The following is a 14107-nucleotide window of genomic DNA, read 5'->3' on the forward strand; positions in this document are numbered from 1 at the left end:
GGCTCGGCTCATAGGGCTCATGGCCTCATGGGGCTCATGGCCTCATGGGGCTCATGGTTGACTTCCGGCCGGCGGCTCGGGTCATACGGCCGTCGGGCGGTTCTTCCCCGGAGCCTTGGACAGGGCCCGCTGGATGTCCTCCCGCAGCGGCGAGAGGGCGGGGTAGTCCGCGTACTTCCCGGTGAGCCGGTACATCTCCCGCAGCCGGTCCCAGGTGCGGTGGGAGGACGTCTCATTGATCGTGGTGAGCGCCATCCGGGCGAAGGTGTCGGCCTGCTCGGGGTCGTTGCCGATGAAACAGGCGGACGCCATGGAGATGTAGTCGAAGATCATCGACCGCTGGCGCTGCCCCCCGCGCAGCTCCAGCGCCCGCTTGGCGTGCTGCTGGGCGACTGGGGCGGCCGTGGGATCGTGCTCGGCGAGGGTGCGGTAGGCCAGGGCCTGCATTCCGTGGAGATCCGCCTCGTCGAACATCTGCATCCAGCTCGGCGGGGCGACGTCCCCCTTGTCGGCGACGAAGAGATCCTCGGCCTCGCCGAGCGTCCGCCGCATGGCCTGGCCGCGCCCCATCGATGCCTGGGCCCAGGCCTCGACCGTGTAGAGCATCGCCCGGGTGCGCGGCAGGGTCTCGGGGCCGGAACCGGACTTGGCGAGCTTCATCAGATCCATCGCCTCGTCCGGCCGGCCCAGGTGGACCATCTGACGGGCGCAGCGGGAGAGGGCCTCGCCGGCCCTCGGGCGGTCCCCGCCCTCCCGGGCCGCGTGGGCGGCGATGATGAAGTACTTCTGGGCCGTGGGCTCCAGGCCCACGTCGTGGGACATCCAGCCGGCCAGCACCGCCAGATTGGCGGCGACACCCCACAGCCTGCGCTGGAGGTGGTCGGGGTGGCGGTAGGAGAGCATGCCGCCCACCTCGTTGAGCTGGCCGACGACGGCCTTGCGCTGGAGCCCGCCACCGCGCTGGGCGTCCCAGACCCGGAAGATCTCGACCGAGTGCTCCAGCGCGTCGATCTCGAGGGAGCCGACCGGGGCCGCCTCGTAGCGGTCGAAGGCGGCGGGGTCCGCCTGCGCGGCCTTGACGCGCAGGGGATCGTCGAAGTGCGGGGCGTCGGAGGCCAGGACCGGGTCCATGTGGAGCCAGTCGTGCATCGCGCCGCTGATTGCTGAGCCTGCGGCGAGCGCGGCGCCCGCGCCCACCAAGCCGCGTCGGTTGAGCATGAGGTCCATTCCCGTGAATTCGGTGAGGACCGCGGCGGTCCGCTCGGGCGGCCAGGGCAGCCCGTCAGGGGTCTGCGCCTTGCCGGCGCGCCCGCGCCGGCCGAACCCGAGGTCCTCGATGGTCACGACACGGCCGAGTCGCTCGGTGAACAGGGCGGCCAGCACCTTGGGCACGGGATCGCGAGGGGACTCCCCCATGTCGATCCAACGCCGCACCCGCGAGGTGTCGGTCGCCAGCTGCGGATGGCCCATGGCCGCCGCCTGCCGGTTCACGAGTCTCGCGAGCTCGCCCTTGGACCAGCCGGCCAGGCCGAACAGGTCCGCGAGGCGGGTGTTGGGTTCCCTCGTCACGTCAAGCCCCCAGGTTCCTCGGCTGACTTGAAGGTACTCGGGCCGTCATGGGCCAAGCGAGTATTCGCCAGGGTTCGCCAGGGTGCGCCAGATGGTGTGCCACCCGCGATCGGGTGTGATGTAGGAACGCGCAACCCCGGCCACCCGGCAACCCGGCCGCATTCCCCAGGGTGCCCAAGGGACCGGGGACCGGGTAGCGCCGCAATTCGCCGACACGAAGGGACCTGTTCCGCTCATGTATGCAGCCTCGACCTCCGTGTCCGCTCCGCCCCGGCCGCTCCGCCCCCAGCAGAGCGGCGGCGGCCCGTACCTCGATCCGTCCCACGCCGTGGGGGCCGCGTTCGGGGGCGGGCGGGCGCGGAGGGCCCCGGGGCCGGGCACCCAACCGCTCAGCGGGAGAATCGACTTGTCCGGCCCCCAGGGCGCGCAGCTGCGCACGGTGATCTCATCGGTCCATCGCATCTGCCCCGAGTTCAACCCCGTCCAGGTGCTGCGCCGGGGCGGGCGCTCCGTCCTCCTGGTCGGCACCACCGGTCGGAGTACGGCCGTGGCGAAGTGTTTACTGGATCATTCCTCCGCATGGGCCGAGCGATTCCGTCATGAAATAGCCACATATCGGGCGTTTGTCCGGCATCGCCCCCCGGTCCGGGTCCCGCGGCTCATCGCCGCCGATCCGGAGCACTGCACCCTGGTCATCGAGCGGATGCCCGGCCGGCCCGCCGCCACCCAGCGGCACCCGGTGGACACCCTGCCCCGCGCGGACGTCCGGGCGGCGCTCGGCGCGATCTGCCGGGTCAACCTCTGGCGGCCGCCCGCCGGGATGTTCGACATGCCGCTGGACTACGGAAAGCGCATCGCCCGCTATCACGAGCTCGGTCTGCTGACCGACCGCGATATGGGCGATCTCCAGAAGCTGCTCCACGGCCTGGCCCATGTCCAGGGGCAGTTCTGCCACGGCGACGCCCAGCTGTCCAATGTCCTGCTCTCCCCCGCCGGGCCGGTGCTCGTCGACTGGGACCACGCCGGCTGGTACCTGCCGGGGTACGACCTGGCGACGCTGTGGACCGTCCTCGGCGACGCCCCCCTGGCACGGCGTCAGATCAGCCAGCACGCCCAGCAGGCGGGGACGACCGCCCGGGACGCCTTCCTGGTCAACCTGATGCTGGTCCTCACCCGGGAGATCAGGACGTACGAGACGGCCGTGCAGCGCTCGATGCACGAGCCCGCACCGCCCGGCAGCACCCCCGAGTCCGGTGAGGAGCAGCGACTCCTTCTCCGTCGGCTCCACGACGACTGCGCGATGGCCCGCCGGGCCGTCCGGGCCGCCGTCGGTACACGCTGAGGGGCCGCACCGACACGCCGTTCCGCCGACTTACGGCGTGTCGGTGCTCGCCCGGACGGGCGAGCACGGCTCCGGTGCGTTCCCTCGCCCGCGTCGGGAAACCCCCGGCGCGGGCGTTGACGTGGATTGCGCCAGCCACTCAGTCTGATGAGCGCCACTCCAGTCATATTGACGGATCGTCTGCCGGGGCTTTGCTCTTGGTAAGTTCGGTCCATCAGCAGTCCAAGCGCTCGGCACGGCCCGTCCCGAGGAGGCCGCATTGCGAGGATCCGTACCGGAGTCACGACGGAACGCGAGGACCGGCAGACGAAGAAGCCACCGGACCCGGGTGTTCGGTGCGGTCGCCTCGGCGGCCCTGCTCCTGCCGATGGCCACGGCCGGCCCGGCCGCCACGGCGGGCAAACCCGCCGCCGGCGCGCTCCAGCGGGAGTTCGCCCAGGCGGCCGCCCGCTACCACGTACCCGGCAGTGTGCTGCTCGCCGTCTCCTATCTGGAGTCCCGCTGGGACAGCCATGGCGGCGCCCCCAGCGTCACCGCCGGCTACGGCCCGATGCATCTCACCGACGCCGCCACCGCCCTGGCCGCCGCCCCCCACCACAGCGACCCCGGCGAGGACGCCCGGGGTGATCTCGCCCGCCCGCGCGCCGCGAGCCGCCGCGCGATGGACGTCCCCGCGCCCGCCGCCCTCCCGGCCCGGCTGCGCACCCTGGCGCGGGCCGCCGAGCTGACCGGGCGCTCCCCCAAGGAGCTGCGCGCGAGCACCGCCGCCAACCTCCAGGGTGGCGCGGCCCTGCTGGCCGCCGAGCAGAAGCGCCTCGGCCTGCCGCTGAGCGGTGACGCCGCCGACTGGTACGCGGCGGTGGCCGGCTACTCCGGCGCCACCGACGCCGCCACGGCGACCACCTTCGCCAACGACGTCTTCGACGTCATCCGCAAGGGACAGCGGCGCACCACCGACAGCGGCCAGACGGTCGTCCTGCCCGCCGCCCCCCGGGTCGCCCCCCACGCCGAGCAGGTGCGACGGCTGGGGCTCGGCACGGCCCCCTCCCGGGGCACCGAGTGCCCGGAGTCGGTGGCCTGCGAGTCGATCCCGGCGCCGTACCAGCGGCTGGAGGGCAAGGACTACGGCAATCACGACCTCGCCGACCGGCCCGCCTCGCAGAAGGTCGACTTCATCGTCATCCACGACACCGAGGGGACGTGGGAGACGACGATCAAGCTGATCAAGGATCCGGCGTACGTCTCCTGGAACTACACCGTGCGCTCCGGGGACGGCCACATCGCCCAGCACGTTCCCACCAAGGACGTCGCCTGGCACGCGGGGAACTGGTACGTGAACGCCAAGTCCGTCGGCATCGAGCACGAGGGCTTCCTGGCCCAGCCCGACGCCTGGTACACCGAGGAGATGTACCGCACGTCGGCCCGGCTGGTGGAGTATCTGGCGGACAAGCTGGACATCCCGCTGGACCGCCGGCACATCCTGGGCCACGACAACGTCCCGGGCACCGTCCCGTCGACCATCAGGGGCATGCACACCGACCCCGGGCCGTACTGGGACTGGGCGCACTACTTCGACCTGATGGGCCAGCCCTTCGAGGCGGACGCCAGTCCCCTCAGCGGGATGGTCACCATCGCGCCCGACTACGAGGACCACCAGCCGGTCTACACCGGCTGCGCCAAGCCGGGCGAGAAGTGCTCCCCCCACGGCTCGGGTGCCGTGCGGCTGCACACCGCCCCGCGCGAGGACGCCCCGCTGATCCGGGACATCGGTCTGCGCCCGGACGGCAGCCCGTCGACGATCGACGTCAACGACACGGGTGCCCGGGCCTCCACCGGTCAGCAGTTCGCCGTGGCCGACCGGCAGGGCGGCTGGACGGCGATCTGGTACCTGGGCCAGAAGGCGTGGTTCCGCAACCCCTGGTGGGATCCGACGGCGGTGGGCGCCCACGGCCGGCTGATCACTCCGAGGGAGGGCCTGGCCGAGATCCCGGTGTACGGGCGCGCCTACCCGGAGAAGGAGGCCTATCCGGCGGGCGTTCCGGTGCAGACCGTGACGCCGTTGCCGTACAAGCTGCTCGCCGGGCAGTCGTACGTGGTGGGGGCGACCTCGCCGAGCGAATACCTGTGGGCGGCGACCTTCGAGCCGGCGGGCCACCGGATCGTCCGGGGCAAGGACGTCTACTACGAGATCCAGTTCGGGCACCGGGTGGCCTTTGTGAAGGCCGCCGACGTGGAGGTCCACTCCTCCCGGTGGTAGCGGCCCGGCACGGCGGGAGCCCGGCACGCGACGGCGTGCCGGGCTCCGCTGATCCGTGGGGCCGGTGGCGATCCCAACCGGCCTGGCGTCCTAACCGGCCTGGAACATCTCCGCCGGAAGGGGCTTCAGCAGCTGGTAGAGGTCGTCCGTGATCGGCCGGTCCCAGCTGGCGATGGTGACGAGGACGCCGTCGCTGCGGTCGAACTGGGTGCAGGAGATCCGGCTCTCGGAGCACTTCAGGCGGCGCACGATGAGGAGGTTGTCCTCGTGCATGACGGGCACGTCCTCGGTCTCCACCACCTGGACCGGCTCGTCGTTGCCGAGGGCGGCCAGCAGCTGGGCCACCTCGAAGGGCACCTGGCCCTCGCCGAGCTCCCGGGCCGGGGACCCCTCGGGCAGATTGCCGATGATCATCGCGGGACCGCGGCCGCCGAACAGGTCGTAGCGGAGGAAGACCCCCTGGCAGCTGCCGTCGGGCGCGGGGAGCAGCCCGGCACCGAGATCACCCGGCCAGTCACCGGGGTCCATGGCGAGGACGTCGAAGTCCGGCCCGGTGGGGGTGGCGGCGCTGCGGCGGCGGAGGAAGGACATGCCCACATCGTACGTGCCCGCCGCGGCGCCGTGCCGCCGGGGAACCCGTCGGGCGGGTCCCTTCACGGGGAGCCGGCCGCTCCGGCGCGCCCGGTCAGGTGAGGTCGAATTCCCCGGCCCGCGCGCTCAGCATGAACGCCCGCCACTCGCCCGGTGAGAAGATCACCGCCGGGACGTCGGGGTCCCTGCGGTCCCGCAGGGCGATGTAGCCCTCCACGAAGGCGATCTGCACGTTGCCCCGGCTCCCCCGGTCGCTCGACTGCCACGTGGCCGTGGCGAGGTCGAGCTCCGGCCTCATGTCGCCCGCCAGTTGTTCGGTCGTGCTGTCCGCCACGTCCGTACCCCTTCCGGCTCGTCGTCGCCGCCCACACTAGCGAGCGCGGCCGGTGCCCGACAGGCCCCCGGATCCGGCCTCATCCGGTGGGCGGGGCGGCGGCGACGAGCCACATGGCGAAGAACTGGGCGCCGCCGCCGTAGGCGTGCCCGAGGGCCCTGCGCGCGCCGGGCACCTGGTGCTCCCCCGCCGCGCCCCGCACCTGGAGCGCGGCCTCGGCGAAGCGGAGCATGCCGGAGGCCCCGATGGGGTTGGTGGACAGGACCCCGCCCGAGGGGTTGACGGGAAGGTCGCCGTCCCGTTCGGTGGCGCCGGACTCGACGAGCTTCCAGCCCTCGCCCTCGGCGGCGAGGCCGAGGTTCTCCAGCCACATCGGCTCGTACCAGCTGAAGGGGACGTACAGCTCGGCGACGTCGATCTCGCGGCGGGGGTCGGTGATCCCGGCCTGGCGGTAGACGTCGGCGGCGCAGTCGCGGCCGGCGCGCGGGGAGACGAAGTCCTTGCCCGCGAAGAGGGTGGGTTCGCTGCGCATGGCCCCGCCGTGCACCCAGGCGGGCGGCCGCGGGGCGCGGGCGGCGCCGGCGCGGTCGGTGAGCACCATGGCGCAGGCCCCGTCGGAGGAGGGGCAGGTCTCCGAGTAGCGGATGGGGTCCCAGAGCATGGGCGAGGAGCGCACCGCCTCCAGGGTGAGGCCGTGTTCGTGGAGGTGGGCGTAGGGGTTCCTCAGGGCGTTGCGGCGGTCCTTGTGGGCGACGAGCGTGCCGGTGCCGGCGGGGGCGCCGGTGCGGCGGATGTACGCGCGGACGTGCGGGGCGAAGAAGCCGCCCGCGCCGGCCAGGAGGGGTGGCTGGAAGGGGACGGGCAGGGAGAGGCCCCACATGGCGTTGGACTCGGACTGCTTTTCGAAGGCCAGGGCGAGGACGGTCCGGTGGACGCGGGCGGCGACGAGGTTCGCGGCGACGAGGGCGGTGGAGCCGCCGACGGAGCCGGCGGTGTGGACGCGCAGGACGGGTTTGCCGGCCGCGCCGAGGGCGTCGGCGAGGTGGAGCTCGGGCATCATGACGCCCTCGAAGAAGTCGGGGGCCTTGCCGATGACGACGGCTTCGATGTCGGTCCAGGTGAGGGCGGCGTCGTCGAGGGCGCGCCGGGCGGCCTCGCGGACGAGTCCGGCGAGGGAGACGTCCCGGCGGGCGGCGGCGTGGTGGGTCTGTCCGATGCCGGCGACGGCCACGGGTTCCTTGCTCACGCGGGTTCTCCTTCCAGCTCGGCTTCCAGCACGGCGACGAGGTTCTGCTGGAGGCAGGGGCCGGAGGTGGCGTGGGCGAGGGCCCGATGGGACTCGCCCCGGTGGATACGGGCGGCGGCCTCGCCGATGCGGACGAGCCCGGCGGCCATGAGGGGGTGGGCGGCGAGGGCGCCGCCGGAGGGGTTGACGCGGACGTCGCCGGTGAGGCGGAGCGCCTTGCGCAGGATCACTTCCTGGGCGGTGAAGGGCGCGTGGAGTTCGGCGGTGTCGACGGGCGCGTCGAAGGCCCCGGCGCGTTCGGCGGCCAGGCGGGTGGAGGGCGAGTCGGTGAGGTCGCGCCGGCCCGGGTCGTGGGGTTCGATCCGGTGGTCGATGCCGCGGATCCAGGCGGGCCGGCGGCACATCCGCCGGGCGCGTTCGCCCGCGGCGAGGACGACGGCCGCGGCGCCGTCGCTGACGGGCGGGCAGTCGCCGGTGCGCAGGGGGCGTACGACGTAGTCGCCGTGGGGGACGGCGCCGCGCAGTTGGGCATGGGGGTTGCCGGTGGCGGCCGCGCGGTTGCGGGCGGCGATGGCGGCGAGGTCGTCCTCGTCGGTCTCTCCGGCGTCGATGAGGGCCTGGGCCTGGAGGGCGGCCAGCGAGACGGAATCCGGCCACAGGGGTGCCAGGTAGCAGGGGTCGAGCTGGCGGGTGAGGACGTCGCGGACGTCGCCCGCGGAGGACTTGCCGTGGGCGTAGACGAGTGCGGTGTCCGCCTCGCCGGTGAGGATCTTCACCCAGGCCTCGTACAGGGCCCAGGCCCCGTCCATCTCGACGTGGGACTCGGCGATCGGGGGCCAGGCGCCGACGCCGTCGAGGGTGAGGGTGAAGGAGAAGGGCCGGCCGGCGAGGTAGTCGCTGGAGCCGGAGCAGGTGAAGTCGGCCTCGCCGGGAGCGAGTCCGGCCCGGTCGAGGACCTCGCGCAGGACGGGGAGGAGCAGTTCCGTCTCGGAGAGCCCGGGGGTGGCGCGGCGGTGGTCGCTCTGGGCGAAGGCGACGACGGCCACGTCGCGGGGGCGCGGCGTCACAGCGGCCTCCTGGTCACGGCAGCCTCTTGGTCACAGCAGCCTCTTGTAGGTGTCGTAGTCGGCGTCGGGTTCGCCGGTGGGCCGGTAGTGGTCGGGGTGGCGGTCGCCGTCGCGCCAGACGGGCTCGACGCGCAGCCCCATGCGCACCTGGTCGTAGGGGATGCCGGCGATGCGCCCGTGGAGGGCGAGGTCGGCGCCGTCGAGGGCGATGTGGGCGTAGACGTAGGGCACGTCGATGGCCAGGTTCTTCGCCTTGATGTTGACGACGCAGAAGGTGGTGACCGTGCCGCGGGGGCCGACGACGACCTGCTCGGTGGCGGCGACTCCGCAGGTGGGGCAGGCACCGCGCGGCGGTACGTGGACCTTGCGGCAGGAAGGGCAGCGTTCGCCGGTGAGGAGACGGCGGGCGAGGTTCCCGAGGTGGCGGGTCTGGGCGCGGCCGGGTGTGTAGGTGTAGTCGAGGCGGGCGGGGGCGGTGAGGCTGGTGACGGGGTCGCTGAACGTGCCGTCGTGCGGGGTGGCGTGGCCGGTTTCCGGTCCGTCGTGGGGCTCGAAGCAGGCGATGTCGGTGATGGCTCCGGTGCGCTGTGCCGCCCAGCGGACGCGGACGCGCGCGCCGGTGCGGACGGCTTCGGAGCCGGGGACGTCGAGGGCGTGGAGGAGGGCGGTGTCGGCGCCGTCGAGGCGTACGAGCACCCAGGCGAAGGGGGTGGCCAGCGGCTGGTTCGGGCGGGGGGCGGGGTTCCAGGCCCAGGTGGTGACCGTGCCGGTGGTGCCCACTTCCACGAGTTCGCGGATCTCCTCGGCGGTGATGGGGTCGTATTCGGCGGGCGGTACGAGCACGCGGCCGTCGTGGGCGCGGACGCCGAGGACGACGCGTTCGCGCAGGCCGGTGAGGAAGGCGCTCTGGACGGGGCCGAGGGACCGGGTGAAGGGGAAGGAGACGACGAGGGGCGCGGTGAGCTGTTCCGGCATCGGTTCGCCTCCTCGTCAGGCGCGGCGGAAGACGGCGGGGCGCTTCTCGGCGAAGGCGCGGGCGCCTTCCTGGGCGTCGGCGGTGTCGAAGACGGGCCGGCCGCGTTCGAGTTCGAGGGCGAGCGCGTCGGGTTCGGGGAGGGCCGCGGCGTCGTGGACGCAGGCCTTGACGGCCTCGACGGCGAGCGGGGCGTTGGCGTTGACGAGTTCGGCGGTCGCGAGGGCCCGTTCGAGGGCGGTGCCGTCGGGGACGACGTGGCCGATGAGGCCGATGCGCTCGGCTTCGGCGGCGGTGTAGGGGCGTCCGGTGAGCAGCATCTCCATGGCGTGGGTGTGGGGGACCTGCCGGGGCAGCCGGACCGTGGAGCCGCCGATGGGGAAGAGGCCGCGGCGGACCTCGAAGAGGCCGAAGACGGCGCCGGCGCCCGCGATGCGGATGTCGGTGCCCTGGAGGAGTTCGGTGCCGCCCGCGACGCAGGGGCCCTCGACGGCGGCGATCACGGGCTTGCGGGGCCGGTGGTGGCGAAGCATGGCCTTCCAGTGGAGGTCGGGGTCGGCCTTGAAGCGGGCGCGGACGGGGTCGTCCGGATCCCGTCGGTCCGCGAGCGCCTTGAGGTCCATGCCGGAGCAGAACGCGCCGCCCGCGCCGGTCAGGACGACCGAGCGGACGCCGTCGTCGGCGTCGGCGAGCAGCCAGGCGTCGTGGAGGCCGGCGAGCATCGGCAGGGACAGCGCGTTCCTCGCCTCCGGCCGGTCGAGGGTGAGGACGAGCGTGGCGCCGACGCGCTCCACGGTGAGGTGCTCGGTCCCGCCCATGGCGGACCTCCCGTCGTGGTTCTTCTCCGGTTGCGAGGACCGGAACAGCGTGCAGGAGGCGGGGGCACGGTTCAATAGTTTTCTGACTGATCGTCAGATTTCTTGGGTCGTGGCCCTTCCGGTCGCCGCGCCCCGGCGCTCTAATGACCGCCGTGGACTACAACCTCGCGGATCTCCTCGAGTCGGTCGTGGACGTGGTCCCCGCCAGGGAGGCCCTCGTCCACCTCGACCTCCCCGGCGGCGGCGCCGAGCGCCGGCTGACGTACGAGGAGCTGGACACGGCGGCGGGCCGGCTCGCCGGCCACCTCTTCGGCAGCGGCGTCGGCCCGGGCGACCACGTGGGGCTGCACCTCTACAACGGCGTGGCGTACCTGGAGACGCTCTGGGCCTGCCTGAAGGTCCGGGCGGTACCGGTCAACGTCAACTACCGCTACGTCGAGGACGAGCTGGCCTACCTCTATCGTGACGCGGACCTGGTCGCGCTGGTCTTCGACGGCTCCTTCACCGCACGGGTGGCGGCGGCCCTCCCCCGGTCCGGGGGGCGGCTGCGGCACCTCGTCCGGGTGGGGCCGCCGCCCGCCGGCGCCCCGGAACCGGCCGTCACCCCGGTGGACCTCGCCGACGCCGAGGCGTCCGGCTCCGCCGTGCGCGGCACCGTGGGCCCGCGCTCGGGCGACGACCGGTTCATCGTCTACACCGGCGGCACCACCGGGATGCCCAAGGGCGTGGTGTGGCGGCAGGAGGACCTGTTCTTCTCCGGGCTCGGCGGGGGCGCGCCGACGGGCGAGCCGGTCGAGCGGCCGGAGGAGGTGGCCGAGCGCGTGGCGGCGGGCGGCGAGGGCCTGGTCTTCTTCCCCACCGCGCCGCTGATGCACGGCACGTCCACGCTCACCGCGCTCATCGCCCACCTCCTCGGACAGAAGGTGGTCCTGCACCGCAAGTACGTCCCGGAGGAGGTGCTGCGCACGATCGCCCGGGAGCGGGTCACCAACGTCTCCCTGGTCGGCGACGCGATGCTGCGCCCCCTGGCGGAGACCCTGGCTGGCCCGCTGCGGGGAACCGACTGCTCGTCGCTGCTCAGCGTCAGCAGCTCGGGGGCCGTGCTGTCGGAGGCTGTACGCGAGCGGTTCACGGCGCTGCTGCCCGGGGTGCGGATCGTCAACAACTTCGGCTCCTCGGAGTCGGGTTTCAACGGCACCGCCACCGAGGACTCCGGGCCCGAGCGGGGCTTCCGGCTGCGCGTCAACGACCGTACGACCGTGGTGGACCCGGTGACCCACCGGCCGGTCGCCCCGGGCGTGCCGGGCCGCGTCGCCCAGCGCGGGCACGTGCCGCTCGGCTACCACAACGACCCGGTGAAGACGGCCGAGACCTTCTTCACCTCCGGCGGGGAACGCTGGGTGCTGCTCGGCGACATGGCGACCGTGGACGCCGACGGGGTGGTGACCGTCCTCGGGCGCGGCTCCCAGTGCATCAACACGGGCGGCGAGAAGGTCTTCCCGGAGGAGGTCGAACAGGTCCTCAAGGCCCACCCGGCCGTCTACGACGTGCTGGTCACGGGCGTTCCGGACGCCCGCTGGGGCCAGCGCGTCACGGCGGTCGTCCAGCCCCGGGAGGGGATGGAGCCCCCGACCCTGGACGCGCTCCAGACGCACTGCCGGGCGCGGCTGGCGGGATACAAGGTGCCGCGGGGCCTGGTGCTGACGGAGCGCGTCGAGCGCTCGCCGAGCGGCAAGGCGGACTACCGCTGGGCGCGGGCGGCGGCGGAGCGGGGATCCGGAGCTGAGCGTCCCGCCGACGGGGCGGCGGAGAAGGGTGCTCAGGGCTGAGTCCGGGCGGCCGACCCATCCCACACCGTCTCTTGGGCCGCCGGACACCTCGGATGCGGCGGGTGGTCATCCCGGCGCCCTTCACTGAACGCGCCCGTCCCTTTCCCCGGTCCCAGGAGATCCCATGACTCCCCTGACCCGTCGCGGTTTCCTCGGCGCGGCCGCGGCCACCGGCGCCGCCACGGCCCTGAGCTCGGCGCTGCCCTCGTCGCTCCAGCAGGCGATGGCGGCGACCTCTCCCGCCGGCACGCTCGACGATGTCGCGCATGTCGTCATCCTGATGCAGGAGAATCGTTCCTTCGATCACTACTTCGGCACCCTCAAGGGCGTACGCGGCTTCGGCGACCGTTCCTTGCTCCGTTTCCCGGACGGCTCCGACGTGCTGAGACAGACGACGCTCGGCCCGCTCGGCGGGCGGGTGGTGCGGCCCTGGCACCTGGACACGGCCACCACCGACGCCCAGCGGGTCCGCGACCTCGACCACGGCTGGTCCGGCACCCACCGCGCCTGGAACGGCGGCCGCTACGACAACTGGATCCCCGCCAAGAGCGCCTGGACCATGGGGCACTACCGGCGCGAGGACATCCCGTTCCAGTTCGCGCTGGCCGAGTCCTTCACCATCTGCGACCAGTACTTCTGCTCGGTCCAGGGCCCCACCAACCCCAACCGGCTCTACCAGTGGACGGGGACGGTCGACCCGGGCGGCAAGCAGGGCGGGCCCGTCACCGACAACTCCGAGAAAGGCTACTCCTGGACGACCTACCCCGAACGCCTGGAGGCGGCCGGGATCTCCTGGCGCGTCTACCAACAGCAGGACAACTACGACGACAACCCCCTGGCCTGGTTCACCCGGTTCCGCGCCGCCAAGCCCGGCTCGTCCCTGTACGACAACGGCATGCTGCGCCGCCCCGCCGACGCCTTCGCCCAGGACGTCGCGGCGGGCCGGCTCCCGGCGGTCAGCTGGGTCGTCGCCCCCGAGAGCCAGTCGGAGCACCCCGCCTACCCGCCCGCGTACGGCGCGGACTTCACGGCGAAGTACGTCCTTACGTCGCTGGCCGCCCGTCCCGAGGTCTGGGCCAGGACGGTGGTGTTCCTCAACTTCGACGAGAACGACGGCTTCTTCGACCACGTGGCCCCGCCGGTCCCCCCGGCGGGCACGCCGGACGAGTTCGTGGGCGGCGCGCCGATCGGGCTGGGGCCACGGGTGCCGATGACGGTGATCTCGCCGTGGAGCCGGGGCGGGTACGTCCACTCCGAGGTCCTCGACCACACCTCGCCGCTGCGGTTCCTGGAGAACTGGACGGGCGTCAAGGAGCCCAACATCTCCGCCTGGCGGCGCACCGTGTGCGGCGATCTGATGAGCGCCTTCGACTTCGCCTCGAAGAACGTCTCCTTCCCCGCGCTGCCGGACACCACCGCGCTCGTCGCCGCTTGCGACCGGCAGCACTCCCTCCCCGAGGCCCGGCCCCCGGCCGACCCGCCGCAGCCCGCGCAGGAGCCCGGCACCCGGCCCGCCCGCCGCACGGGCTACGGCTTCGACACCACGTCCTGGACCGACACCGCCATCGGCAGGCTGTGGTTCAAGGTGGTCAACACCGGTACGCTCGGCGCCGGTTTCAGCGCCTACACGGTCAATTACCGTGCCTACGCGGCGTGGCACTACACCGTTCCGGTGGGCGGCGAGGCGAGCGACTACTTCAGCGCCCTGACCTACGGCGGCGGGAAGTACGACGTCGACCTCCACGGCCCCGACGGCTATCTGCGCGGCTTCAAGGGCGACGTCCGCACCTGGTCGGACGGCACCAAGGGGCACCCGGAGGCGGCCGTGACGCCTGATCCCGCCGTGCCCGGGACGCTGCGTCTGACCTTGACCAACGGCGGTGGCGCACCCGTCGTCTTCAAGGTCTCCGACGGACAGTGGGCCACCGTGGCGGCGGGTGGGAGCGCCCGGCTGACGCTCACGGCCGAGCGGGACGGCGGCTACGACCACACCGTCACGGCCGACGTGGGCGACGGCTTCGAGCGCCGCTTCGCGGGGCGCCTCTTTCCGGCGTTCACTCTCAAGAGCCCTTGACGCCCGG

Annotated in this window: 11 protein-coding genes; 4 read left to right on the forward strand and 7 right to left on the reverse strand. The window is 73.1% G+C overall.

Translation table 11 applies throughout. The features are described 5' to 3' along the window. Positions 1 to 81: 81 nt before the first annotated feature. The gene (locus tag ACX9I7_RS13265; RefSeq protein ID WP_358628724.1) at positions 82 to 1569 is read right to left on the reverse strand and encodes a DNA-binding protein NsdB; all 1488 of its coding nucleotides are present in this window, start codon (positions 1567 to 1569) and stop codon (positions 82 to 84) included. Between the two features lie 235 nt (positions 1570 to 1804). Between ACX9I7_RS13265 and ACX9I7_RS13270 the strand changes: the two genes are divergently transcribed. Both ACX9I7_RS13270 and ACX9I7_RS13275 read left to right on the forward strand, forming a co-directional pair. Continuing rightward, entirely contained in the window at positions 1805 to 2911 is a 1107-nt protein-coding gene (locus ACX9I7_RS13270) for an aminoglycoside phosphotransferase family protein (RefSeq protein WP_387572728.1), read from the forward strand. A 259-nt stretch (positions 2912 to 3170) separates the two neighbouring features. Further along, positions 3171 to 5168 (forward strand): N-acetylmuramoyl-L-alanine amidase, encoded by a 1998-nt coding sequence (locus ACX9I7_RS13275; protein WP_459387445.1) that lies wholly within the window; start codon positions 3171 to 3173, stop codon positions 5166 to 5168. A 90-nt stretch (positions 5169 to 5258) separates the two neighbouring features. Here ACX9I7_RS13275 and ACX9I7_RS13280 read toward each other — a convergent pair whose 3' ends face one another. From ACX9I7_RS13280 to ACX9I7_RS13305, 6 genes are all read right to left on the reverse strand, one after another. Beyond that, positions 5259 to 5759, reverse strand: coding sequence for a hypothetical protein (locus ACX9I7_RS13280; protein ID WP_126913029.1), 501 nt, complete (start codon positions 5757 to 5759; stop codon positions 5259 to 5261). A gap of 94 nt (positions 5760 to 5853) precedes the next feature. Next, positions 5854 to 6093, reverse strand: coding sequence for a DUF397 domain-containing protein (locus tag ACX9I7_RS13285; protein ID WP_387572734.1), 240 nt, complete (start codon positions 6091 to 6093; stop codon positions 5854 to 5856). A gap of 79 nt (positions 6094 to 6172) precedes the next feature. Further along, a complete protein-coding gene (locus ACX9I7_RS13290; protein WP_387572737.1) occupies positions 6173 to 7339 on the reverse strand; it encodes a thiolase domain-containing protein in 1167 nt (388 codons plus the stop codon). Beyond that, a complete protein-coding gene (locus ACX9I7_RS13295; RefSeq protein ID WP_387572739.1) occupies positions 7336 to 8406 on the reverse strand; it encodes a thiolase domain-containing protein in 1071 nt (356 codons plus the stop codon). The genes ACX9I7_RS13290 and ACX9I7_RS13295 overlap by 4 nt, the downstream gene beginning before the upstream one ends. A gap of 30 nt (positions 8407 to 8436) precedes the next feature. Continuing rightward, complete coding sequence (locus ACX9I7_RS13300; protein ID WP_459387446.1) at positions 8437 to 9381, reverse strand: OB-fold nucleic acid binding domain-containing protein; 945 nt, start codon at positions 9379 to 9381, stop codon at positions 8437 to 8439. 15 nt (positions 9382 to 9396) lie between these two features. Continuing rightward, positions 9397 to 10197 (reverse strand): crotonase/enoyl-CoA hydratase family protein, encoded by an 801-nt coding sequence (locus ACX9I7_RS13305; protein WP_459387447.1) that lies wholly within the window; start codon positions 10195 to 10197, stop codon positions 9397 to 9399. 152 nt (positions 10198 to 10349) lie between these two features. On the opposite strand from ACX9I7_RS13305, the gene ACX9I7_RS13310 reads away from it, so the two are divergent. Continuing rightward, positions 10350 to 12026: an acyl-CoA synthetase gene (locus tag ACX9I7_RS13310; protein WP_459387448.1), complete on the forward strand. Its 1677-nt coding sequence runs from the start codon at positions 10350 to 10352 to the stop codon at positions 12024 to 12026. Between the two features lie 124 nt (positions 12027 to 12150). Then, positions 12151 to 14100, forward strand: a complete 1950-nt coding sequence (locus ACX9I7_RS13315) for a phosphocholine-specific phospholipase C (RefSeq protein ID WP_459387449.1) — start codon at positions 12151 to 12153, stop codon at positions 14098 to 14100. Positions 14101 to 14107: the final 7 nt, after the last annotated feature.

The sequence above is a fragment of the Streptomyces sp. L500 genome, from assembly GCF_054551825.1.